22 protein-coding genes, 3 tRNA genes and 1 pseudogene are annotated in these 21,589 nt (G+C 72.8%); 11 read left to right on the plus strand and 15 right to left on the minus strand.

Translation table 11 applies throughout. The features are described from left to right. Position 1: 1 nt before the first annotated feature. Together LC193_RS15280 and LC193_RS15285 are read right to left on the minus strand one after the other, a co-directional pair. Positions 2 to 3,244, minus strand: coding sequence for a PAS domain-containing protein (locus LC193_RS15280; protein ID WP_226074750.1), 3,243 nt, complete (start codon positions 3,242 to 3,244; stop codon positions 2 to 4). Positions 3,245 to 3,378: 134 nt separating this feature from the next. Next, positions 3,379 to 3,786 (minus strand): SSI family serine proteinase inhibitor, encoded by a 408-nt coding sequence (locus LC193_RS15285; RefSeq protein ID WP_226074751.1) that lies wholly within the window; start codon positions 3,784 to 3,786, stop codon positions 3,379 to 3,381. A 204-nt stretch (positions 3,787 to 3,990) separates the two neighbouring features. Here LC193_RS15285 and LC193_RS15290 point away from each other — a divergent pair. Then, a tRNA-Ser gene (locus LC193_RS15290) sits at positions 3,991 to 4,080 on the plus strand. 141 nt (positions 4,081 to 4,221) lie between these two features. Further along, a tRNA-Arg gene (locus LC193_RS15295) sits at positions 4,222 to 4,294 on the plus strand. 271 nt (positions 4,295 to 4,565) lie between these two features. Here LC193_RS15295 and LC193_RS15300 read toward each other — a convergent pair. Then, on the minus strand, positions 4,566 to 5,513 hold the full coding sequence (locus tag LC193_RS15300) for an excalibur calcium-binding domain-containing protein (protein ID WP_226074752.1): 948 nt from the start codon (positions 5,511 to 5,513) through the stop codon (positions 4,566 to 4,568). 567 nt (positions 5,514 to 6,080) lie between these two features. Between LC193_RS15300 and LC193_RS15305 the strand changes: the two genes are divergently transcribed. From LC193_RS15305 to LC193_RS15320, 4 genes are all read left to right on the plus strand, one after another. Further along, positions 6,081 to 6,587, plus strand: coding sequence for a hypothetical protein (locus tag LC193_RS15305; protein ID WP_226078654.1), 507 nt, complete (start codon positions 6,081 to 6,083; stop codon positions 6,585 to 6,587). Between the two features lie 161 nt (positions 6,588 to 6,748). Next, positions 6,749 to 7,234, plus strand: a complete 486-nt coding sequence (locus LC193_RS15310; protein ID WP_226074753.1) for a hypothetical protein — start codon at positions 6,749 to 6,751, stop codon at positions 7,232 to 7,234. Between the two features lie 3 nt (positions 7,235 to 7,237). After that, the gene (locus LC193_RS15315; RefSeq protein ID WP_226074754.1) at positions 7,238 to 9,475 is read left to right on the plus strand and encodes a hypothetical protein; all 2,238 of its coding nucleotides are present in this window, start codon (positions 7,238 to 7,240) and stop codon (positions 9,473 to 9,475) included. A gap of 134 nt (positions 9,476 to 9,609) precedes the next feature. After that, positions 9,610 to 10,053 (plus strand): hypothetical protein, encoded by a 444-nt coding sequence (locus LC193_RS15320; protein WP_226074755.1) that lies wholly within the window; start codon positions 9,610 to 9,612, stop codon positions 10,051 to 10,053. A gap of 4 nt (positions 10,054 to 10,057) precedes the next feature. Here the strand turns inward: LC193_RS15320 and LC193_RS15325 are convergent, their stop codons facing one another. The 4 genes from LC193_RS15325 to LC193_RS15340 form a co-directional block, all read right to left on the minus strand. Beyond that, positions 10,058 to 10,294: a hypothetical protein gene (locus tag LC193_RS15325; protein ID WP_226074756.1), complete on the minus strand. Its 237-nt coding sequence runs from the start codon at positions 10,292 to 10,294 to the stop codon at positions 10,058 to 10,060. 82 nt (positions 10,295 to 10,376) lie between these two features. Beyond that, positions 10,377 to 11,036 carry a phosphotransferase gene (locus tag LC193_RS15330; RefSeq protein WP_226074758.1) on the minus strand — a complete coding sequence of 220 codons (660 nt, stop codon included), beginning with the start codon at positions 11,034 to 11,036 and terminating at the stop codon, positions 10,377 to 10,379. 22 nt (positions 11,037 to 11,058) lie between these two features. Then, complete coding sequence (locus LC193_RS15335) at positions 11,059 to 11,631, minus strand: HhH-GPD-type base excision DNA repair protein (protein WP_226074760.1); 573 nt, start codon at positions 11,629 to 11,631, stop codon at positions 11,059 to 11,061. Then, positions 11,632 to 12,531: an LLM class F420-dependent oxidoreductase gene (locus LC193_RS15340; protein ID WP_226074762.1), complete on the minus strand. Its 900-nt coding sequence runs from the start codon at positions 12,529 to 12,531 to the stop codon at positions 11,632 to 11,634. Positions 12,532 to 12,711: 180 nt separating this feature from the next. Here LC193_RS15340 and LC193_RS15345 point away from each other — a divergent pair, with 180 nt between their 5' ends. Beyond that, the gene (locus LC193_RS15345) at positions 12,712 to 12,939 is read left to right on the plus strand and encodes a hypothetical protein (RefSeq protein WP_226074764.1); all 228 of its coding nucleotides are present in this window, start codon (positions 12,712 to 12,714) and stop codon (positions 12,937 to 12,939) included. 72 nt (positions 12,940 to 13,011) lie between these two features. On the opposite strand, the gene LC193_RS15350 is transcribed toward LC193_RS15345, so the two are convergent. From LC193_RS15350 to LC193_RS15360, 3 genes are all read right to left on the minus strand, one after another. Continuing rightward, the gene (locus LC193_RS15350; RefSeq protein WP_086159506.1) at positions 13,012 to 13,884 is read right to left on the minus strand and encodes an RNA polymerase sigma factor SigF; all 873 of its coding nucleotides are present in this window, start codon (positions 13,882 to 13,884) and stop codon (positions 13,012 to 13,014) included. 213 nt (positions 13,885 to 14,097) lie between these two features. Further along, the gene (locus tag LC193_RS15355; protein WP_226074766.1) at positions 14,098 to 14,880 is read right to left on the minus strand and encodes an RNA polymerase sigma factor SigF; all 783 of its coding nucleotides are present in this window, start codon (positions 14,878 to 14,880) and stop codon (positions 14,098 to 14,100) included. A 99-nt stretch (positions 14,881 to 14,979) separates the two neighbouring features. Continuing rightward, the gene (locus LC193_RS15360; RefSeq protein ID WP_226074768.1) at positions 14,980 to 15,141 is read right to left on the minus strand and encodes a hypothetical protein; all 162 of its coding nucleotides are present in this window, start codon (positions 15,139 to 15,141) and stop codon (positions 14,980 to 14,982) included. Between the two features lie 330 nt (positions 15,142 to 15,471). Here LC193_RS15360 and LC193_RS15365 point away from each other — a divergent pair, with 330 nt between their 5' ends. The 3 genes and pseudogenes from LC193_RS15365 to LC193_RS15375 form a co-directional block, all read left to right on the plus strand. Further along, entirely contained in the window at positions 15,472 to 15,774 is a 303-nt protein-coding gene (locus LC193_RS15365) for a hypothetical protein (protein WP_226074770.1), read from the plus strand. Continuing rightward, positions 15,771 to 17,924 carry a tetratricopeptide repeat protein gene (locus LC193_RS15370; RefSeq protein WP_226074772.1) on the plus strand — a complete coding sequence of 718 codons (2,154 nt, stop codon included), beginning with the start codon at positions 15,771 to 15,773 and terminating at the stop codon, positions 17,922 to 17,924. Before LC193_RS15365 ends, LC193_RS15370 begins: the two co-directional genes overlap by 4 nt. A 119-nt stretch (positions 17,925 to 18,043) precedes the next feature. Beyond that, a pseudogene (locus LC193_RS15375) lies at positions 18,044 to 18,196 on the plus strand (site-specific integrase); the annotation flags it as partial. Between the two features lie 146 nt (positions 18,197 to 18,342). Here LC193_RS15375 and LC193_RS15380 read toward each other — a convergent pair. From LC193_RS15380 to LC193_RS15390, 3 genes are all read right to left on the minus strand, one after another. Further along, positions 18,343 to 18,429: transfer RNA gene (locus LC193_RS15380), tRNA-Ser, on the minus strand. 69 nt (positions 18,430 to 18,498) lie between these two features. Next, the gene (tadA, locus tag LC193_RS15385; RefSeq protein ID WP_226074774.1) at positions 18,499 to 18,978 is read right to left on the minus strand and encodes a tRNA adenosine(34) deaminase TadA; all 480 of its coding nucleotides are present in this window, start codon (positions 18,976 to 18,978) and stop codon (positions 18,499 to 18,501) included. 27 nt (positions 18,979 to 19,005) lie between these two features. Continuing rightward, positions 19,006 to 19,527 (minus strand): tRNA adenosine deaminase-associated protein, encoded by a 522-nt coding sequence (locus LC193_RS15390; protein WP_226074775.1) that lies wholly within the window; start codon positions 19,525 to 19,527, stop codon positions 19,006 to 19,008. A gap of 292 nt (positions 19,528 to 19,819) precedes the next feature. On the opposite strand from LC193_RS15390, the gene upp reads away from it, so the two are divergent. Continuing rightward, positions 19,820 to 20,455 carry a uracil phosphoribosyltransferase gene (gene upp / locus LC193_RS15395; RefSeq protein WP_226074776.1) on the plus strand — a complete coding sequence of 212 codons (636 nt, stop codon included), beginning with the start codon at positions 19,820 to 19,822 and terminating at the stop codon, positions 20,453 to 20,455. 15 nt (positions 20,456 to 20,470) lie between these two features. Here upp and LC193_RS15400 read toward each other — a convergent pair whose 3' ends face one another. Together LC193_RS15400 and LC193_RS15405 are read right to left on the minus strand one after the other, a co-directional pair. After that, positions 20,471 to 21,145 carry a LytR C-terminal domain-containing protein gene (locus LC193_RS15400; RefSeq protein WP_226074777.1) on the minus strand — a complete coding sequence of 225 codons (675 nt, stop codon included), beginning with the start codon at positions 21,143 to 21,145 and terminating at the stop codon, positions 20,471 to 20,473. 111 nt (positions 21,146 to 21,256) lie between these two features. Further along, a complete protein-coding gene (locus LC193_RS15405) occupies positions 21,257 to 21,553 on the minus strand; it encodes a type II toxin-antitoxin system VapB family antitoxin (protein WP_086159496.1) in 297 nt (98 codons plus the stop codon). Positions 21,554 to 21,589 lie beyond the last annotated feature (36 nt).

Consider the following 21,589-nt stretch of genomic DNA (forward strand, 5'->3'; position numbering starts at 1 on the left):
GTCAGTGGGCCCCGATCCTGGTCAGCAGGTCGACGATCCGCGCCTGCACCTCGGGGTTCGTCGAACGCTCCGCGAGGAACAGCACCGTCTCGCCCGACGCCAGCGAGGGCAGCTGCCCCGGATCGAGCTCCGCCGCCGTGTAGACCACGAACGGCGTCCGGTTCAGCAGGCCGTTCACCCGCAGCCAGTCGATGATGCCCGCGCGCCGCCGCCGCACCTGGTTGAGATCCATCACGACCAGGTTCGGCCGGATCTGCGCGGCCACCTCCACCGCCTGCGCGTCGCTCACGGCGTGCGCGGCCTGCATGCCGCGCCGTTCGAGCGAGGCGGTCAACGCCTGCGCGATGGCCTCCTGCTCCTCCACCAGCAGCACCCGCGGCGGGTGCTGCTCGCTGTCCCGCGGCGCGAGCGCCTTCAGCAGAACGGCCGGGTCCGCGCCGTACGCCGCCTCGCGGCTCGCCTGGCCGAGGCCCGCCGTGACCAGCACGGGCACCTCCGCGGCCACCGCCGCCGACCGCAGCGACTGCAACGCCGTCCGCGTGATCGGACCCGTCAGCGGATCGACGAACAGCGCCGCCGGGTAGGCCGCGATCTGCGCGTCGACCTCCTCCCGCGAATGCACGATCACCGGCCGGTACCCGCGGTCCGTCAGCGCCTGCTGCGTCGACACGTCGGGCTCGGGCCACACCAGCAGCCGGCGCGGGTTGTCCAGCGGCTCGGGCGGCAGCTCGTCGTCCGCCGGCGCGTGCGGCCCCGCGGGCGCCGGCCGGTCGGTCACCTCGACGGCCCCGTTGGGCCCGTCGAGCGGTTCCGGGCCCTCGGCCGCGCCCTCGGCGGGCGCGCCGATCGCGAACTGCCGCCCGCCGCCCTGCGTGTCCTCCGGCTCCGGCGCGCTCGGCGCCACGGGCGCGGCCGGCGCGCCCGGTTGCGCCGGCGCGAGCCGCGCGTCGTCGGTCGGCGGGGTCGCCAGCTTGCGCCGTCGCGCCGGAGCCATCGACGGCGTGGGCGCCACCGGCGCCACCGGCGCGGGGAGCTGCGGCCCCACGGGAACGCCCTGGCCCAGCGTCTGCACGCTCACCCCCGGCGGCCTCGGCCCGGCCTTCGCCCGCTCGCTGCCCGGCATCGGCAACGCGCGCTGCTGCCGCATCGGCTCGGCGACCGGCGCGCTGCCGTCCAGGATCGGGCTGGCCGCCACCACCGAGTGCTCCACGGCCGGCGGCTCGTCGGACTCCTCCGGCTGCGGACCCGCCGCCTCCGGCGCCTGCCGCGCACCCGCGGGTTCGAGCGCGGCGGGCCCGGCCGGCCGTTCCGCCACCTGCTCATCGCCCGGCCCGGCCGCCTGCGGCGGGACCTGCGGCTGCTCCGGCTGCCCGGCCGCCTGCTCGGGCGCGGGCTTCGCCCGCCGCCTGCGGCCCGTCGGCTCGGGCGCGGCCGGCACCGGGGGCGCGGCCACCTCGCCGACCGGCGCGAGCGCGCGCCGCCTGCGCCCGTTGCCGTGCTCGGCCCCGGCCGGCTGCCCGGCCTGCGCGTTCTCCGGTTCCGGTGCGGCCTTCGGCTCCGCCGCCTCGGCCGGCACCGGGGGCGCGGGCCGCGCCGGTTGCGCCTGCGGCGGCACCGGCTGCGGCGGCGCGGCCCTGCGCCGCCGCCCGGTCGGCGTGTCGGGCACCGGCTCGATCGCGCGCGGCGCCTTGCCGCCCGTACCGCGCACCGGCTGCGAGGGAACGGGCATCACCGTCGTGTCGCCCGTGGCGTCCCGCGGCTTCCCCGCGGGAGCGGCCCCGCCGCCCCCGGCCACCGGAACCTCAAGAACGTACGCGGAAGCGCCCCCGACCTCATGCGTCTGGAGCACCCCGCCGTGCTGCCTGACGATGCCCCGCACGATCGGCTCGTGCACCGGGTGCCCGCCCGCGTAGGGCCCGCGCACCTCGATCCGCACCACGTCACCGCGCTGCGCCGCGGCCACCACGATCGTCGAGTCGCCGCCGCCCGCCGCGCCCTGCGCCGCCTGCCCGGTCGCGTCCACCCCCGCCACGTCCGCGACGAGGTGCGCCAGCGCCTGCGCCATCCGGTCCGGGTCGACCTCGGCCTCGATCGGCGGCGCGTGCACCGCGAACTGCGCCCGCCCCGGGCCGATCAGCTCCGTCGCCCCCTCGACACCGGCCGCGACCACGGCGTCGAGCGACACCCGCTTCGGCGCCAGCTTCTCGCGGCCCTCGTCGAGCAGCTGGTAGCTGAGCACGTTGTCCACCAGCGTCGTCATCCGCGCGTACCCGGCCGCGAGGTGGTGCAGCACCTGGTTGGCCTCGGGCCACAACTGCCCGGCCGGGTCGGCGGCGAGCGCGGTCAGCTGCGCCCGCAGCTGGTCGAGCGGGCCGCGCAGCCCCTCCTTGAGAACCGAGGTCAACTGCTCGTGCCGCGCGGCCAGCGCGTCGAACGCGCGGCGATCGGTGAACGCCAGCACCGCGCCCACCAACTGGTCGCCGTCCCGCACCGGTGCCGTGGTCAGGTCGACGGGGACCGCGCGTCCGTCCTTCGTCCACAGCACCTGCCCGCGCACCCGGTGTTTGCGGCCCGAGGTCAACGTGTCGTGCAGCGGCGTCTCCTCGAACGCCAGCGGAGTGCCGTCGGCCCGCGAATGCTGCGCCAGCGGGTGCAGCTCCTGCCCGCCGAGCTGGCTCGCGCGGTGCCCGAGGATCTGCGCCGCCGCCGGGTTCACCAGCACGATCCGGCCCGCCGTGTCGACGCCGATCACCCCCTCGGACGCCGCCCGCAGGATCATCTCCGTCTGCCGCTGCTGGCGCACCAGCTCGGTCTCGGTGTCCAGTGCGTCCGACAGGTCGCGCACCACGAGAACCAACAGCTCCTCACCGGCGTCGTCCGCGAACGCCGCCTCGATCGCCGAACGGTACGGCGCGTGACCCGAATTGAGACCGGCACTGGTCACCTCGACCGGCAACTCCCTGCCGTCCGTGCGCCGCGCGACCATGCGCGTCGGCCGGGTGCGCACGGTGGGGTCCTCCTCCGGGCGGCGCATCGAACCCGGGATACGACGCGGGTCGAACTCCGGCACGATGTCGAGCAGTCCGCGTCCCACGAGGGGCGCGCCCGGAGCCTCAAGCGTCTCCACGGCGATGGCGTTGGCGTTGACCACGGTGCCGTTGCCGTTGACGAGCAACAGCGCATCGGGCAGCGCGTCGAGTATGGCGGCGAGGCGAGCAGCGCCCCTCGCTGGCCTGCTGCTCACGACGTCGGTTCCTCCCTTGACCCACGTTTTCAGGTGCACGTACCCCGTGCCTGTCGTTAGGTGGAGTCTACGGGCAGGCGCAACAGGCGCGGCGGCCCGATGTGAAGATGCTGCTCAGGCCCCGGTCGGGGCCCTCAGACGCCGAGATCGGGCAGCGCGGGCACCAGCGCGTCCCACCGGGCGATCTCGCAGCCGTCGGCGCGGCTGAACTCGGCCCGCACCCGCTCGCCGTTCCACACGCCCTCGATCTCGGCGGTCGCAGGGCCGCCGTGCACGTAGGTGCACATCGTTCCCCGCTCCACCGCCTCGAACGGCTGCTCGGCGCGTTCGAGCGCGGCGCACGCACCGGCGGGGTCCGCGTGGTCGCCGCCGGCGGGACCGCAGGTCAGCTCGTGCGTCCCGTCGGCCTCCGTGCCGCTGTCCACGACGGTGATCAGCAGGCGGTCGACGGCCTCGTCCGCCGGGGCGTGCCCGGCGGCGGAGGCCGGCAGGGCGGCGGTGGCGGCGAGGACGAGCGCGGCGGCCAGGCTCTTGTGCAGCATGCGGGGACTCCATGATCGAGACGGTCCGGCGGGGGCGCCCGACGCGCCTCCGCTCCCACTGCTAACGCTCCTCGGCCCGCCACGTTGCGCAACTCGACGCGACGACGACACCCCCGTAGGGTGGACTCCGATTGGCTGCGGCCGTTCGGGCTGTGGCATCATTTGCTCGCACGCACGCGACGGCGCATCCGCGCTGTCGTGCGAGGAGGCTTCGCCTAGTCTGGTCTATGGCGCCGCACTGCTAATGCGGTTTGGGGTTACCCCCCATCCCGGGTTCAAATCCCGGAGCCTCCGCCGCCCGATGCCCTGGCCCGTGTCCGCACGGCCGGGGCATTTTGCTGTGTTTGCGCAGGTCGCGGGCCCTTCGGGGAACGGATTTCACCACCGGCCCACAGGTCATGTAATGTTGTCCACGCACCGGCCCCCAGGGGCCAGGCGCTCGTAGCTTAACGGATAGAGCATCTGACTACGGATCAGAAGGTTGCAGGTTCGAATCCTGCCGAGCGCGCAGGTCAAAGCCCCGTTCCGATCACGGAACGGGGCTTTCGCGTGCCGTGCGGCAGCGCCCGGCGGCTACCCGCCGAACCCCCGCGCGAGCCGCCGCAACGCGTCCCTCACCTGATCATCACCGGCCTCGGCGCAGCCCTCCGAGGTCATGGCGGTCCGCGCACGCCTCCGAAGTACTCATCCGCCGAGAGTGGCGAATCCTGGCCGCTGGGAGGAGAGGGACCCACCGGAACCGGCAGGTCCCTCCACGGCCGGTCCGGCGCCGGACCTTTCTAGGTCTCGCAGGCGACCCCGTCGCCGTCCCTGTCCAGCCCACTCCGGTAACCGGGATCACCGCGGTACAGCGGGGCCTGCCCCGCGGCACGCACGGCGTCGCAGTTCTCGTAGTAGGCGGAGCCGGGCGCTTCCTCTTCGTCTTCCGGTTCTTCGATCGGGTCGGGAATCGGGTCGGGAACCGAAGGGGTGGGGACCGGAGGGGGATCTGGGCGCAGTTCCGCGTACTGGGCGTCCGGGCACTCTGTGCGCGGCTCGGTCAGTGACAGGAGCACACGCACCTCTTCCGGCGCCCGGACTTCTTCGCCCCCGTGCGGATTCTGGAAACACACCACCCAGTCGCGGTGGTCCTCCGGCAATTCGACGTCGCTGTACGCGCTGTCGGCCTCGATGTCGGTCAGGCCGGATCGGCTCATGAGGTCCGCGGCATCAGAATAGGTCATGGTGATGACGCCTGGGACCGGCGGATATTCGATGGCGAGGCCATCGGCCTCCGGGCAGGGGTGCCCATCGCGTACTACGGCGAAGTCGATGGTGGCGTCCGGTGCGGCTTCCGTCCCGGCTTCCGGGTTCTGGAAGCAGACGACCCAGTTGCTGTCGTCCCATTGGCCCGCGTCGCCTTCCGTGGCGTCGTGCGACAGGGGCGTATATCCGGAATCGGAAGCCGCTGCCCGCGCGTCCGCGAGGTTCTGGCCCGTGTAGTCCGGCACCGACCTGGATGGTTCCTCGGTTTCTTCCGGAGCCTCCTGGGCAGTGGTCTCCCTGTCGCTCACCGCCTCGGCGGCGTTGTTCTTCTCCTCCTCGCCCGACGGCGCGGAACCCAGTACGTAGAGGAACCAGATCGCTGACAGGGCAGTGGCGATGATCTTCTTCTGCCTTGGCCAACGGCTCAGCCACGTCAGCACGATGCCGACGGGAGAAAAGACGACCAGGGCGGTGATGATCAAAGCCGGATGCTGCCATTTCGGCCGCGCCGGTAAGGGGAGTGGTGGCGAGGGTGGTGGCGTGTGCACGGGTGTCAATGCTTTCTGTGCAGTCGGGGATCACTTCGAACGAGGAACGCTACCTGACGTGCGGCAACGGAACGGGCGCTTTGCGGAAGTGGGGGGCGAAACCGAGTGGGGTGACCGCGCTCGGCCTGCCGGATGCCCATCGGCACGCCACCGCCGACTGCCCCTGCGCCTGTCGCCTCCGGGCGGATTTCCCCGATGAGCGAGAGTGAAGGCCCCGTGGCGGCAACCCCTCCTTTCCAGGTCTGTTTTCGCGGCCCCCGACACCCGACGCGTCCCGTGAGCTGGGCTGCTGCGGCGACCGTCGGAACCGGGGAAAAGCGGAGCGGGGCTTTCCTCGCGAGTGCGGCAGCGAAGTAGTGCAACGGCGGCCGCGGTGGCGTTTCCGGCGTCCGCCCGGCGCGGTGGAAACCGCGTGGCCGCCCGCGCCGTCTCTCCTGTCGTCACCCGGGCGAACGGGCTGCTGTTCGCCCTCCCAGCCACATCCCTGGAGGCCCCGTGGCCATGGTCGGCCTGTTCTGGATCACCGAGGACTCCGTGTACCTGGGGGCCGAGCCCGCGGGCACGGCGTCCGGGGTGCGGCTGACGGAAGAGGGCGTCGAGAGGCTGGGGGCCGGCCGTGAGGCGTTCTGGAGCTGGCCCGAGGTGCGGCGCATCGACGTCCGCGACGTGCCCGTGCGGTCCGCCCCCCGGCGCCTGGTGTCCATGGCCTTCGAAACGCTGTACGCGGCGGTGACGGGCGACGGCGAGCATCCGCCGGCCTGGACCGTGCGCGTGGAGACGGCGGACGGCGCCGCCGAGGTTGAGGTGCACGCGGCTGTCACCGGCGGAAGGTACACGCCCGACGAGTACGAGCTTTCCCGCACGGTCCTCGGCCGGCTCGCCGGCGGGGGCACGACCGTCGGCGACCTCGTCGCGTGGCGCCTCGACCGGCCGACGGGCGACTCCCCGCCGCGCGGGGAACGCGAGGCGCTCCTGCGCACGTGGGCCGGCCCGCGGGACATGCCCTGAGCGCTCCGTGGCCGGCGAGGCGCCCCTGAGGGCGTCCGCGCGCCTGATCGCACGCGCAGGAGCGGGCCGTTGCGCGAAGTTCGTGGATGTTCGCACCCTCACCTCGCCGCGTACTATCGACGGAACGATCTGTGCGGTTCGCGACATGGGGGAGGCGCTTCGTGGGGTCGTTCGACGAGGAATGGGCGCAGTTGCAGGCCGCCGCCCGCGAGGAGCAGCTGGCCACCCGGCTCAACACGTCCGAGGGCGGCGGGGCCGGCGGCGTGGGACCGTCCGACGGGCTCACGGCCCGCACCGAGGCGCAACGCCGGGCGGCTGACCTTTTGGAGACGGAGATCCTGCCCGACGCGCGCCGGGAGGGCGACCGGCCGGTCGACGATCTCGACCAGGCGGCCGGCCGGATGAGCGGCTGGGCCTGCGCGGCGGGACTCAGAACGGCGTCCGAGGTCTGGGCAGGCAAGGTCGAGCGGCTGACGAACCAGCTCAGGGCCGAGGCGGACGCGTTGCGCGACGTGGCGACGGGGTTCGTCGGCGGCGAGCTGGAGACCATGCACCAGTTCGGGCAGCTCGGGTACTACAGCCCCTACGGCCAGATCGGTCCGTACGCCGGCGGTATGCCGGGTTCGGGACTCGACGGGATCGAGTGAGCCGTGCCGACCTACGCCGAGATCATGGAGCAGGAGTTCGCCGCGCTGGAGGCGGCGGCGGTCGAACTGGACGCCGCGGCTGACGGGTTCGAGAACGTCGCGACCGACTACCGGCGCGACGTGGCCTCCGTTCCTGGCCATGAGGAGCTGTGGACCGGGCAGAGCGCGCAGGCGGCGTCCTTCCAGTTCTCCGTGACGGAACAGGAGCTCGACGCGGCCCAAGCCGAGGCCCGCGCGCTCGCGGGGCTGCTCAGGGACGGCAAGGGCGAGCTGACGCGCATGCGCGACCAGCTGAAGGCGGTCGTCGAGGATGCCAGGGCGGCGGGGTACGAGGTCACGGGCGAGGGCCGCGTCCTGATGAATCCCGACTGGCCGAACGATACGGAGCTGGAACGGCTCAACCAGGTGCGGGCCGAGTGGCAGGCGCAACTCGACCGCGCCGTGGAGGCCGTGGGCCAGGCGGACGAGAGCCTGCACCTGGCCCTGGCCCGTTTCACGGCAGAGAACGACGGCAGGCGTGCGGGCATCTTCAACGGCGCGGCAGACGACACCGCCGACGAAGTCCTCGCGGCTCGCGCCCAGGAGCTGAGCGGCAAGCTCGCGGCGGGCGAGGAACTGTCCGCGGAGGAACGGGCCGAGCTGCTCCGCCTGCTGGAACTTGAGGCGCACGATCCGGAGTTCGCTCGCGAACTGCTGGACGGCATCGGCGGCGAGGGATTCGTTGCCCTGGCGGCCCAGGTCGCCGGGCAGGGCGTCGGCGGCGAGGGCGACGACGCGCGCGACTTCGTCGTGCTCGGAGACCACCTGCGGACGCTGCTCGCGACGGGCACCGACGTCCCGAACCTCCAGGGGTTCGAGCACGGCCAGTGGGGGCGCACCGAACAGGGCCGTTTCTACGAGCAGTTCATGAACGAGCTGAACGAGGCCGGACGGGCCGAGTACGAGGTGACCGGGCTGACGGACACGGACGTGCGCGGCTACCAGCTCATCGCCAGCATCATGAACTCCGGGGAGGCGGACTTCTCGTCACGCGTCCTGCACGACCTCGCCGACGGCGTCCGCGCCGCCGAGGACCCCGCCATGGGGGGCGACCCGGGTATCTGGTCGCAGGGCTGGGACGCGGCAGGGCTCGACGGACTGGACGACGCGGATCTGGCCTGGTTCGCCGTCGACCCCATGGACACGATGCTCGGCATCATGGCGCAGGAGCCGGGAACGGCCGCGTCCTACCTCGACCCCGCGGGCGACAACGGGCGGCTGGAGTACCTGATCGACGACCGCGAGTGGTCGCACATGTCCTTGTACGTCGCGCCGACGCGGGACGTCGACGTGCCGACCGGGCAGGACGGCTTCGGCGCGGCCCTCCAGGCCGCGACGACGGGCGTCCCGGCCGGCGAACTACCCCGCCAACTGCACCTGACGGAGCGGGGCGACCGGATCATGGAGCTGGCGTACGGGAAGTTCTCGGAGAACGACGCCGCGCTGATCGCGGACGGCGGAGCCTTCGCCTCCCTGCGCCCCGAACTGGCCCGCATGACCGGCGCCTACATGGCGGATGTCCAATTCGCGCTCAGCGACATGGAAATTCATCCGGCGCCGCGAGGGCTAAATGGTTTGGAAGCCCCGGAAGTGACCAGTTTTTTGATGCAGTTGGCACGGGATCCGGAAGCATATGGCATCGTCACCGGGGCACAACAGGCGTACTCTGCCCTCGCCGTACAGGACGTGCTGCTCGACGACGAACGGTCGCCGAGGGCCAGTCTGAACAATGCTGTGCAAAATGCCCTCGCGCCAGGGGCGCAGGTGGCGGGCGTGCTCAGCGCAGGGAGAGCGGACGCCGTCTATGACCTCGGTGTAGCGGGCGACCAGGAGCACAATGAGCGAGTCGACATGATTGAGTCGTGGACCGAGGTCATCCTCGAGGAGGGTGTCGGGCGTATCGCTGAGCGATTCCCTGTCGCCGGCCCGGTAATCGAATGGGGAGTCGGTGAGCTGTCCGGCAGCATCTTCTCCACCTTCGAACGCGACAACAGTGACGAAGCGGCCGAGGAAGCGGCAGATGGTTATTATCAGGACTATCTCTCCGCCAGAGAGGCGGCGAATAATGCGGTGACCATTGCGGCGGGAGGCGACGAAAGTTTGGCCAGGGATTTGCGTAACGACGCAGACGACGCAGTGCGGAACCATTTCAGGCCCACGCCGGAATGGGATGCGTCCAACGTGGAAAGGGCGGGGGAATGATTTCCGCGCGGCGAAGCGCACGCCCCAAGGCAGCTGCGGTGACTTCGATGGTGTCGTTGTGGCTGATCGTGGGGTGCAGCAGCGGCCCCTCTGAGCGAGAGTACGCGCTCCCAGCCGACCTGTGTGATGTGGCCATGTCCGAAGACTTGTACCGTCCCCTGTTTCCTCCTGGTACTGAGCTCAACGTACTGCAATCCTTCTCGGATGCCGAAGGGGGTGCCACGCGGGCCTGCCGGTTGTCCGTGGATGGCGAACTGATCCTGTACGCCCAGGCCACGGGGCGCGATGATTTCGAGGCGGCCGTCACAGCACACGACCTGGATGTCGACTTGGTGGACGCGCAATCAGTTGCGGGTGAGTTCGAAGCCGTGGCGTGGCCCCAGGTGGCCATGGCGACCGCGCCGTGCGCCGTGCCCGGCACCTTGGACGACAATGTCATCGACACCCTCACCCTCGTTGTCGAGGCCGAGCACCCCGGGGACGACGACGAGTCGCGGGAGGTGTTGTCGCGGGTGATCCAGCCGCTGTTCGCGGGCGTGCTTGAGATGACGCCGTGCGAGGAGAACGCCTCGCGCTGAGTGGTCAACGGCCGTGGCGTGCGCGGCGGTTCAGTTCGGCGACGCGGGCGCGCAGGGAGGCGGAGACGGGCAGCGGGGTGAGGTCTTCCGGGCGCGCCGCCCATTCCGTGCCGCCGCCCGGGGGGCGCAGCCACACGGCGCCGTGGAAGTGGGCCACCACGCGTCCGATGCGGTCGCGCGCCGCGTCGTGGGCCATCGTGCCGACGTCCGGGGTGGCGGGGGAGTGCGGGTTCACTGTCATGGCCTGTCTCCGGGCTGCGGAGGAGTCCCTACGCTGTTGCCCTTGCCCCGCCTGCGGCGGGGGGAAATGTCCGGAGCGATACTCAGAGCGAAATTTGAGGTTGCGTCCGGGCCAGCCGGTGGATCAGGCCGACGGCCGCGTCGAGCGCGGCGGTCTCCTCGGAGCTCATGGCCGGGTCGGCGGCACGGCGTTCCGCGGCTGCGGGCAGGTGCTCCGTCACCGGGCCGTCGAACGCGTGGAGCAGGGCCACCAGCACGGGTTCCACTCGCGGAAGGCTGCCCACCGCCGCTTGGGCGAGGATGAGGGCCGACATGGCGCGGTCGAGGCCGGGTGGGCCGGTCTCCGCGTTGCACCAGTCGATGACGACCGGCCCGCGCGGGGTGAGCACGACGTTGTCCGGGTGCAGGTCCAGGTGCACGGTGCGGCCCGGCGGCGCGTGCAGCCGGTGCAGCAGGCCGGCCAGGGTGGCGCCCACGCGCGGCGCGGGTTCGCCGCCGGTCAGCAGGGCGTGCAGCAGGGTGGGCCCTTCGAGTCGTTCCATCACGAGGTCGCAGGGCCGGGGCGCGGCCTCCGGGTGAACGGCGGGGACGGGGTAGCCGTGCGCAACGAGGCGCGCCATGAGGGCGGCCTCGCCGGTGGCGTCCGTGCCGTCGCGGTAGCGGCGCAGAACGAGTCCCGGTGCGCCCTCGACCGCGTACACGTCCGCACTGCGCCCGGTGCCGATCAGCTCGCCCGTTCTCATCCGCCCACTGTACGGCGGCGGTTCAGCTCCGGCCGCGTTTGGCTTCCTGCTTGGTCGCGCGCACCCGGGCGAGCGATTCCGGCCCTGTGATGTCGGCGACGGAACGGTAGGACCCCTCCTCGCCGTACGCCCCCGCGGCCTCGCGCCAGCCCTGCGGCGTGACGCCGAGCCGCTTGCCGAGCAGCGCGACGAGGATCTGCGCCTTCTGCTTGCCGAAGCCGGGCAGCGCGTTGACCCGTTTCAGCAGGTCAGCTCCGGTGTCCGCGTCGCGCCACAGCGCCTCCGCGTCCCCGTCGTAGTGCTCGACGAGGTACTGGCACAGCTGCTGGACGCGCTTGGCCATGGCGGCGGGGAAGCGGTGCACGGCGGGTTTCGCGGCGAGCACGGCCTCGAACTCCTCGGGCGGGCAGGCCGCGATCTCGCGGGCGTCGAGGTCGTCGCGGCCGAGGCGGTCGGCGATGGTGCGGGGCCCGGCGAACGCCCGTTCCATCGGAATCTGCTGGTCGAGGAGCATGCCGACGAGCGCGGCGAGCGGGCTGCGGCCGAGCAGCTCGTCGGCGTCCTCTTGCTGGGCGAGCCGGAGGGTGCGGTTCATTCACCCATCATGACCGCTGAGCCCGAAGCCGTCGGCGAGGTCGCGGAACGCGCCGAGCGGGATGTCGTGCATGGGGTCGGCCGTCACGACCTGGAGGCAGAGGTGGTCCGCGCCGGCGTCCAGGTACTCGTGCGCGCGGGCGCGCACGGTGTCCACGCTCCCGAGCGCGAACACCGCGTCGAGCAACCGGTCGCTGCCGCCGTCGCGGTAGTCCGCGTCGTCGAAGCCGAGGCGGCTGAGGTTGTTGGTGTAATTGGGGAGCCGCAGGTAGAACGCCAGGTACTCGCGTGCGGTGGCGCGGGCCCGCGCCGGGTCGTCGTCGAGCACGACCTTCAGCTCGGGGGCGAGCAGCGCCTCGGCGCCGAGCGTGGCGCGGGCCTGCGCCGTGTGCTCCGCCGTGACGAGGTAGGGGTGTGCGCCGGCGGCGCGGTCGGCCGAGAGCCGGAGCATGCGCGGGCCGAGCGCGGCGAGCACGCGCCGGTCGGCGGGGACGGGCGTGCCGGCGGCGTCGAGCGCCGCCAGGTAGTCGGTCATCGCCGTGAACGGCCGCTGGTAGCGCGGGGTCGCCGCGCTGTGGCTGACGCCGAGGCCGAGGACGAAACGATTGCCGTGCGCCTCGTTGATCTGCGCGAACTCGGCCGCGACGGTCTCGGGCGCGTGGTCCCAGATGCTGAGGATGCCGGTGACGACCGTCAGCCGCGAGGTGGCTTCGAGCAGCGGGATGGCCTGGGCGACGCCGGGGCTGCCGCCGAGCCAGACGGCGTCGTAGCCGAGGCTCTCCAGTTCGGCGGCGGCGTCGGCGATGACGCCGCGGCGGGCGGGATCCGTCGAGTTGAGCGCGCCGCTCCAGATGCCGATGCGGCCGAGGTCGTGGGCGAGCGCGGAACGTGTGGTGTCCATGCGGGCGAAACGGGTCGGCAGCCGGCGCTTATTCCGGTGACACGGCGTCACGTTTTCCTTTGGCGGGCATGCCACCCGGACGGCGTACGTCGGCGCGCGTGGCCGGTTCCCTTCGCCTCTTCGCGCGGGGCGCAGGACCGGTTGCGGGCGCGCGTGGCGCGTTCGCTAAGGTCGGCAGGCATGGCCCACAATCCGCACGCCCCTCAGCCGCCGCAGGGTCCCCAGGAACCCGATCCGGCCGGCAGCACGCAGATGTTCCAGGCGTTTGTCAACGACAGCGGCACCGCGCCGCGACAGGCCACCCCGGCGGCGCCGCCTCCGTCGAGCGGTCCGCGTTCCGGTGTGATCATCGGTGTCGTCGTCGCGGTCGTCGTGATCGCCGTCGTGGCCTGGCTGGCCCTCGGCTGACGTGCGCGGCGGGCCCGTTGGGAGCGCCGCGTGTTCTCCCGGGACCGGCGGTCGGCGCCGGCCCGGGCCTTCTCACTCCTCCGCGGTCAGGCCCTCGCGCAGCTGGGCGAGTGTGCGCGTGAGCAGGCGGGACACGTGCATCTGCGAGATGCCGACCTCCTCGCCGATCTGGGACTGCGTCATGTTGCCGAAGAAGCGCAGCATGATGATGCGCCGCTCGCGGGCGGGCAGCCGGGCGAGCAGCGGCTTCAACGACTCGCGGTACTCGACGCCTTCGAGGGCGGTGTCCTCGTAGCCGAGCCGGTCGGCGAGCGAGCCCTCGCCGCCGTCCTCCTCGGGCGAGGGGGAGTCGAGGGAACTCGCCGTGTAGGCGTTGCCCACGGCCAGGCCGTCGACGACCTCGTCCTCGGAAACGCCGAGGCACACGGCGAGTTCGGCGACGGTGGGGGAGCGGTCGAGCCGCTGGGACAGCTCGTCGCTCGCCTTGGTGAGGGCGAGCCGCAGCTCCTGGAGGCGGCGCGGGACGCGCACCGACCACGAGGTGTCGCGGAAGAACCGCTTGATCTCGCCGACCACCGTCGGCATCGCGAACGTCGGGAACTCCACGCCCCGTTCACAGTCGAACCGGTCGATGGCCTTGATCAAGCCGATCGTGCCGACCTGGACGATGTCCTCCATCGGCTCGTTCCGGCTGCGGAACCGGGCCGCCGCGTAGCGCACGAGCGGAAGGTTCAGCTCGATCAAGGTGTCCCGCACGTAGCCCCGTTCGGGGCTGTCGGCGTCCAGCGCGGACAGCCGCTGGAACAGGGAGCGCGAGAGGGTGCGGGTGTCGAGGTTGACGGTCTCCGTGGGAGCTTCCTGCGGCAGCGCGGGAGTGTGCGGCGCGGGTACGTGCGGCGTGCCGGTCGTGGTGAGCACCTTGGAGCTGCCCAGTTCTACGGACATGCCACCCCCTTGAGGTCGTGGACGGGTCGCGGCGGCGCGCTTCCGGATGTGACATCCCACGAAAGAAGGCGCCCTCTCGTGGATACCGGGTCTGCCGTGACGGCAAACACGGTCTGAGACAGTCTGTCACAAGTCATCAACGCGACGTAGCTTCATGTCGATAAAACGGCAGAGCTGGGGCCGGAGTTCCCGGAGGCGGGTACCTCGTTGGACTTAGGCGTCGATCGGATTTGCGGCGCGTAGCCGGGTGAAGCTCCGCGAGAGCAACCGGGAGATGTGCATCTGCGAAACGCCGAGTTCGGCGCTGATCTGCGACTGCGTCAGGTTGCGGTAATACCGCATCAGCAGGATGCGGCGTTCGCGTTCTGGCAGTTGCACGAGCAGATGCCGGACGAGCGCGCGGTGTTCGACCCCCGCCAGCTCCGGATCCTCGTAGCCGAGCCGGTCGATCAGCCCGGGGCCGCCGTCCTCGCGTTCGCCCGCGGATTCGAGCGAGGTCACCCGGTACGCGCGGCCCGCGTCGAAGCTCGCCAGCACGTCCTCCTCCGGGATGCTCAGCCGTTCGGCGATCTCGCCCGGCGTCGGGGTGCGGCCGAGCGCCACCGTCAGCTCCTCGGCCGCGCCGCGCACCTGCGCCCACAGTTCGTGCAGGCGGCGCGGCACGTGCACACCGCGAACGCTGTCCCGGAAGTAGCGGCGGATCTCGCCGACGATCGTCGGCATGGCGAACGTCGGGAACTGCACGCCCCGCGCGCTGTCGAACCGGTCGATCGCGTGGATGAGGCCGATCGTGCCGACCTGGACGATGTCCTCCATCGGCTCGTTCCGGCCGCGGAAGCGCAGCGCGACGTAGCGGACCAGCGGCAGGTTCGCCTCGATCAGGGCGGCGCGCACCCGGGCGTGCTCGGCGCTGCCGGCGGAGCAGTCCGCCAGTCGCTCGAACAGGGCCTGCGTGAGCGCCCGCGCTGCCGCACCCCTGCTCTGCGTCGCCGCCACCTCCCGACCACCCCTTCAGGCCGTCACAACCGGGCAAAAGCATTCATAGCATCACAAGACCTGTTGCTCGTGCGCAAGCACCCGGTCCAGACGTGTTGATCAGCGGCCGGTCAGCAGCTCCGCGACCGCGTCCGCCGCGCCGGAGACGGAGGCGAAGAGCAGGTGGGCGAACTCGGCCGACCGGCCCGGCGCGGCCATCACCGCGTAGAGCGCGGCGGCTGCGACGGCCCAAGCGGCGAGCCGGCGAACGTGGACCGTCATCGTGGGTGCCTCCCGCGGCGCGCTGCGGTCCCGGCCGGTCCTGGACCGCGTCGGCGGCCATTGAAACACCGCGCGCGGCGCGACCAGAAGGCACCGGCGGACACGGCTCCCGCCCCGGCGGCCCGGGCCCCGCCCGGCGCGCCGCCGTTCCGCACGATTCCGTTCTGACGTGATCGGTTCGGCCGCGAACGGTCCGAACGGTCCACCCGCGGGTGAACGGACCGGACGCGCGTGAACGGTCCGGCCGCGCGTGAACGCCCGACATCCCTTCCCGAGGCGCCGCGGCGTGGTGGACGATGGCGGGACGCTGCCGCTGCGGAAGGGATCGCGATGTCGTCGACGGTGCGCTGGTCACTGGTGTTCGCCGGTGCGGTGGTCGTGTTCGCGCTGTGCGTGTGGGCGGGCGACGCGGTGCTGCCCTGGGACCGCGCCGAGCGGATCGCCGTGGGAGCCGGCGCCGGAGCGGTGATCGCGGGCCTGCTGGGGGCGTGGGCCGGATCGGCCACGCGCCCCTCTCCTCCCCCGCCGCCGGGACCGGGAGCCGGGCCGGTGGCGTCGGGCGAACGTTCGGTCGCCGTCGGGGAGAACTCGGGCGTGATCGTGACGGGCGACGGGGGCACGGTCGGGCGATGACGGCGGCCGACGGCGTGGCCGCGGGCGGGGAGCGTTCGATCGCGGCGGGCAGCAACGCGGGCGTCATCGCGACGGGCGACGGCGCGCGGATCGAACAGCGCACGCTCGTCGTGAACGCCGGCGCGCCGGCCCCCGCCATGCACGCGGGCGCACTGGCCCGGCTGCACAACCTGCCGCCCGTGGACAGCGAGGTGTTCGAGGGCCGGGCCGAGGAACTGGCGGCGCTCGCCGCGCTGCCCGCGCGGGGCACGGGGGTAGTGGCACAGGCCGTGCGCGGCATGGGCGGCATCGGCAAGTCGACGCTGGTCCTGCGGCACGCGCGGGCCCATCTCGCGGGCGGCGGCGGACCGGTCTGGTGGGTCACGGCGGAGAGCGCCCACGAGGTGGTGGCCGGGCTGGCGCGGCTGGCCGCCGTGGTCAGTCCCGTGCACGCGTCGCTGCCGCTCCGGGACGCGGCCGACTGGGCGGTGACCTGGTTGCAGGGCAGAACCGGCTGGCTCGTGGTGCTGGACAACGTCGAGGACCCCGCGCACATCGCGCCCTGGCTCGGGCGCCTCGACACCGGGCAGGTGCTCGTGACCACCCGCAGGGACGTGGCCTGGCCGGGCACGAGCACGGTGCTGCGGCTGGACACACTGCGTCCGGGCGCCTCCCTGCGGGTGCTGCGCGACCTGGTCGGGCCGCACGTCACGGCGGACGACGGAACGTGGCGCGCCGTTGCCGACGAACTCGGTCATCTTCCGCTGGCGTTGCAGCAGGCCGGCGCCTACCTCGCGCAGACCCGGTCGGCACCCGCCCGTTACCTGGCACGGCTGCGCGCCGATCCTGCCGACGTGCTGGCCACCCCGGCCCCGGGCGGAGCGCATCAGCGCACCATCGCCCGCCTGTGGTCGCTGGCCCTCGGCACCGTCGACCCCGACGCCGTCAACCTGCTGCGAATTCTGGCGCACTGCGCCCCGACCCCGTTGCCGCGCGAGGTGCTCGACACCGCCCCCCGCGCGCGCGACGACGTGGACCGCGCGCTCGGGCACCTGCACGCGTACAGCCTCATCACCCTGACCGACACCACCATCACGGTCCACCGCCTCCTCCAGACCGTCGTGCGCGCCACGACCCCACCGCCCGCCGCGCCCGCCGGGCGGCGCGCGCGCTTCCCGCGCCGCCGCGCGCCCGACCCCCTCGGCCCCGGCGACCTGGCCATCGAACTCCTGTGGCGCGCGGCGTCCGCGCACGACCCCGAGGACGTGCGGGCCTGGCCCCACTGGCGGATGCTGCTGCCCCACATCAAGGCCGTCGCGGCCCACCCCGCCCCCGCGAGGATCCGGACGCTGGCCGGTCTGCTCGGCCGGGCCGGCGTCCACGCGTGGGCCCGCGGGCAGTTCTCCGAGGCGTTGCCGCTGACGGAACGGTCGCTGGCCATCGCGGAACGGACGGTGGGCCCCGAGCACCCGGTGACCGCGATACGGCTGGGCAACCTCGCGGCCATCCTCTCGTCCCTGGGTCGGCCGGGGGAGGCGTTGCCACTGGAGGAACGCGCGCTGGCGGTCACCGAGGCGGCGCTCGGCCCCGACCACCCCGACACGGGCCTCAGACTGGGGAACCTCGCGGCCACGTTGTGCGAGTTGGAACGGCCCGGGGACGCGTTGCCGGTGGCCAGGCGTGCGCTGGCGGTCACCGAGGCGGCCCTCGGCTCCGACCACCCCGACACGGGCCGCCGGCTGGGGAGCCTCGCCCGCGTCCTGTTGGAACTGGAACGGCCCGGGGACGCGTTGCCGGTGGCCAGGCGCGCGCTGGCCGTCACCGAGGCGGCCCTCGGCCCCGACCACCCGCCCGTCGCGACCCATCTCGGCGACCTCGCGGTCGCGTTGACCCGGCTGGGCCGACCGAAGGAAGCGTTGCCGCTTGAGGAACGCGCGCTCGCCGTCACGGAGGCGGCGTCCGGCCCCGGCCACGGGGACGTCGCGCTGCGACTGGGGAACCTCGCGGTCACCTGCGCGGCGCTCGGCCGCCCGGAAGAGGCGACGCGACTGGCGGAACGCGCCCTGTCCATCTCCGAGTCGGCCCTTGGCCCCGACCACCCCCGCACCCGGAACGTGCGCCGCTGGCTGCGGACGCACCAGGCCCGCCACGCGTCGGACGAGGAGCGGTGAAGCGGCGTTGGTCAGTGGTGTCCGCAGGGGGCGGTGGCCGTGTTCGGGTTGTGCGTGCGCGTGATGGTCTCGGGCGATGACGTCCGGATCGATCAGCGCACGCTGATCGATGCCCCCGGCACGCTGACCGCGACACGGCCGCGACGGTGCTGCTGATCCTCGGGGGCCCCGAACGAGGCGTGACGGGCCTGATGCGCTGGTCCTCCACCGCGATGGCCGCGCGCTATCAGCACATGCTCGACGCGGTATGGAGCAGCGTCGCTGCGAAGGTCATTGTGCACAAGAGCGGCGTGTCCTGTCGCTGGGCCGGGGCCACGTACCGGGGCGGCGAGCGCCGAACTGAGACGGGAACTGAGACGGAGACGCGGCGAGAGGGCGGGCCCTGGTGGGGCCGCCCTCTCGTCTGTCCTGCTCAGAGCGGTAGCGGAGGGATTTGAACCCTCGGTGGAGTTGCCCCCACACTCGCTTTCGAGGCGAGCTCCTTAGGCCGCTCGGACACGCTACCGCGAGGAAGCCTATCCCACGTGCGGGCCGCTCGGAAAATCGGTGGGGCGGTGGGCCGGTGCCGGCCCGGTCAGCGGGCCCGGAAGAAGTCGGTGAGGGCTCGGCCGCAGTCCTCCGCGAGGACCGAACCGATCACCTCTGGCCGGTGGTTGAGGCGCCGGTCGCGCAGGACGTCCCACAGGGAGCCGGCGGCTCCCGCCTTGGCGTCGACCGCCCCGTAGACGACCCGGTCGACGCGCGCGAGCACGGCCGCGCCCGCGCACATCGTGCACGGTTCCAGGGTGACCACGAGGGTGCAGTCGGTCAGGCGCCACGCGCCGAGCCGGCGCGCCGCGGCGCGCAGCGCGAGCACCTCGGCGTGCGCCGTCGGGTCGCCGGTGGCCTCGCGCTCGTTGTGCCCGGTGCCGAGGATCTCGCCGTCGGGGCCGCCGGGCCCCAGCACCAGCGCGCCCACCGGCACGTCGCCGGTGGCCGTCGCGGCGGCGGCCCGCGCCAGCGCTTCGCGCATCGCCGGCCGCCACGGGTCGCGCAGCGGGTCCCGCGCGGTCATGCGGGCGCCCGTGTCATGAGCCGGCCGTCACCTGACCGCCTCAAGGACGTCGGAGCAGCCGAGCGCGTCGGCGATCTCGCCGAGCGCGTCGTCCGGCGTGAGCTTCAGCACGGTGACGGCGTCGATGCCCAGGTCGGCGAGCAGCCCAGGGTCGCCCAGCGGGCCGCGTGGCACCGCGTCGGGGGAACCGGAGTCGTCACCGGCGTCGTTCGCGCCGTCCTCCGCGCCGTCCAGGTCGGTGAGGTCGAGGACCTCGGGGTCCTCGGGCTCGCGGCCCAGCAACTCGTCCGTCAGCAGGATCTCGCCGTACGCGCTGCGCGTCGCCCGTGCGGCGTCGGAGACGAAGATCCTCGGGTCGTCCTCGCCGTCCACACGGACGAGACCGAACCAGGCACCTTCCTGCTCGATGCAGACGAGAACCGTCTCGTCGTCGGAGGTCGCCGAGCGGGCCAGCTCGGCCAGCTCGTCGAGGCTCTCCACGTCATCGAGCTCTGTATCACTCGCTTCCCAACCATTATCGGTCCGCGCGAGCAGTGCGGTGAAGTACACCGTGACTCTCCCCACTCGGTTCGGCAGTGCCACCTGCATCGTGGCAGAAAAGGGGTGCGCTGTCGGGTAACTCGGCAGTTCACCAACGGAATGTTCGCGCACGGTTCGTCCGGCGTGAACGGTCGGAGGATACGGGGGTGGCCGGCGGGGCTCGGGCGCCGGGGCGGCATATGCCCTCCTCCCGCCAGGCACCACTCTCCACGGCGCCGCCGCCCTTTGTCCACCGGCGGCGCACACGGGGAACCGGCCGGTCGGTCCCGGAGTGTCCGAGGCGTTCGATACTGTCGAAGCCATGCGGACCCATGTCGTCGACCACCCGCTGGTCGCACACAAGCTGACCACGCTGCGCGATGCGCGTACCGATACGCCGACGTTCAGGCGGCTGGCCGACGAGCTCGTCACGCTGCTGGCGTACGAGGCGACGCGTGACGTCCGCACCGAACTGGTGGACATCAACACGCCGGTGACGCGGACCACGGGCGTGCGCCTTTCGCATCCGCGTCCGCTCGTGGTGCCGATCATACGGGCGGGGCTCGGCATGCTGGACGGCATGGTGCGGCTGCTGCCGACGGCCGAGGTCGGGTTCCTCGGGATGATCAGGGACGAGGCGACGCTTGAGGCGTCGACGTACGCCAACCGCATGCCCGACGACCTCTCGGGGCGTCAGGTGTACGTGCTCGACCCGATGCTGGCGACCGGCGGCACGCTGGTGGCGGCGGTCGGGGAGCTGATGCGGCGCGGCGCGGACGACGTGACGGTGATCTGCCTGCTGGCCGCGCCCGAGGGCGTGGAGCGGCTTGAGGCCGAGCTGGCCGGGGCGCCGGTCACGGTCGTGACGGGCGCGCTGGACGAGGGGCTGGACGAGCAGGGGTTCATCGTGCCCGGCCTCGGCGACGCCGGTGACCGCATGTACGGAACGGTCGGCTGACGCGGCCGGCCCGCGTCAGCAGCCCGGCGTCTCGCCCGCGGCGCCGCCGGTCACGGCGGCCAGGCGGCGTTCCGCCTCGTCGGCCGCGGTCAGTTCGGTGAAGCCCTCACCGATGACGAGGTCGACGACGCTCGCGGGGTCGGCGCCCTCCGCGGCCTCGCGCGGCGCGCCGGTCTCGGCGCCCTCCAGCTGCGCGCCGAGGACGGCGAGTGCCCCCGAGGTCTCGGCCGCGGCCTCGCCGAGGAGGAGTCCCGGCGCCTGGACCTGGCCGTCGAGTGCTTCCGGCGCGTTGGCCACGTCGCCGATGGTGAAGCCGCGCTCGGCGAGGGCGTCCGCCGTGTCCTGGGCGAGGCCGGTGCGGCCGGTGGCGTTGTAGACGTTGACGGTGATGGCGGACGGTTGCGGCACGTCCGTCGCCCCGGGGGCGCGCATGTCGTGCGCGGGGGGCGCGCAATCGGGTTCGGGGCGCGAGCCGGCTTGCGGGCGCGTGGCTCGCCCGCCGTCCTCCTCCGCGGAGAACACGTCGATGAGCTGGAACGTCCCCCAGCCGAGCAGCCCGGCCACGGCGAGGGCCATGGCCGTCACCAGGGTGAACCTGCCGCGCCGCCGGCGGGGGCGCATCCGCGGGTACCGGTCGCCCGTGACGCGGAACTTCTTCCCGCCCATGCCCGGTGGCGTCAACATGCTCATGTCCGCAGCGTAGTCAGGCATGACTCGCCCGGCTAATAAATGATCAGCTGAAAGGCGAGGGCGTTACCGGAACGGCGCAATCGCGCGACCTGGCGGTGTCCGTTGCGGCCCTCACTCCAGTTCGAGAACGCGGGCGTGCAGGACCTGCCGCTGCTGGAGCGCGGCCCGGACGGCGCGGTGGAGCCCGTCCTCCAGATAGAGGTCGCCCTGCCACTTCACGACGTGCGCGAAGAGGTCGCCGTAGAACGTGGAGTCCTCGGCGAGCAGCGTTTCGAGGTCGAGCTGCTGCTTGGTGGTGATCAGCTGGTCGAGGCGGACCGGGCGCGGGGCGACGTCTGCCCACTGCCGGGTGTTGTCCCGGCCGTGTTCAGGGTACGGTCGTCCGTTTCCGATGCGCTTGAAGATCACACGGGAAGCCTACCGGGCGGGACGTCTCCGCCGCAG

This window comes from Streptomyces marincola, from assembly GCF_020410765.1.
GTDB lineage: Bacteria > Actinomycetota > Actinomycetes > Streptomycetales > Streptomycetaceae > Streptomyces > Streptomyces marincola.

Bases quoted from the DNA above. Each gene is read 5' to 3' on its own strand.
- LC193_RS15285 (WP_226074751.1), bottom strand. From the start codon at position 3,786: ATGCTGCACAAGAGCCTGGCCGCCGCGCTCGTCCTCGCCGCCACCGCC.
- LC193_RS15325 (WP_226074756.1), bottom strand. From the start codon at position 10,294: ATGACAGTGAACCCGCACTCCCCCGCCACCCCGGACGTCGGCACGATG.
- LC193_RS15370 (WP_226074772.1), top strand. From the start codon at position 15,771: ATGACGGCGGCCGACGGCGTGGCCGCGGGCGGGGAGCGTTCGATCGCG.
- tadA (WP_226074774.1), bottom strand. From the start codon at position 18,978: ATGACCGCGCGGGACCCGCTGCGCGACCCGTGGCGGCCGGCGATGCGC.
- LC193_RS15350 (WP_086159506.1), bottom strand. From the start codon at position 13,884: ATGTCCGTAGAACTGGGCAGCTCCAAGGTGCTCACCACGACCGGCACG.
- LC193_RS15400 (WP_226074777.1), bottom strand. From the start codon at position 21,145: ATGAGCATGTTGACGCCACCGGGCATGGGCGGGAAGAAGTTCCGCGTC.
- LC193_RS15365 (WP_226074770.1), top strand. From the start codon at position 15,472: ATGTCGTCGACGGTGCGCTGGTCACTGGTGTTCGCCGGTGCGGTGGTC.
- LC193_RS15335 (WP_226074760.1), bottom strand. From the start codon at position 11,631: ATGAACCGCACCCTCCGGCTCGCCCAGCAAGAGGACGCCGACGAGCTG.
- LC193_RS15360 (WP_226074768.1), bottom strand. From the start codon at position 15,141: ATGACGGTCCACGTTCGCCGGCTCGCCGCTTGGGCCGTCGCAGCCGCC.
- upp (WP_226074776.1), top strand. From the start codon at position 19,820: ATGCGGACCCATGTCGTCGACCACCCGCTGGTCGCACACAAGCTGACC.
- LC193_RS15320 (WP_226074755.1), top strand. From the start codon at position 9,610: ATGTCCGAAGACTTGTACCGTCCCCTGTTTCCTCCTGGTACTGAGCTC.
- LC193_RS15340 (WP_226074762.1), bottom strand. From the start codon at position 12,531: ATGGACACCACACGTTCCGCGCTCGCCCACGACCTCGGCCGCATCGGC.
- LC193_RS15345 (WP_226074764.1), top strand. From the start codon at position 12,712: ATGGCCCACAATCCGCACGCCCCTCAGCCGCCGCAGGGTCCCCAGGAA.
- LC193_RS15305 (WP_226078654.1), top strand. From the start codon at position 6,081: ATGGTCGGCCTGTTCTGGATCACCGAGGACTCCGTGTACCTGGGGGCC.
- LC193_RS15330 (WP_226074758.1), bottom strand. From the start codon at position 11,036: ATGAGAACGGGCGAGCTGATCGGCACCGGGCGCAGTGCGGACGTGTAC.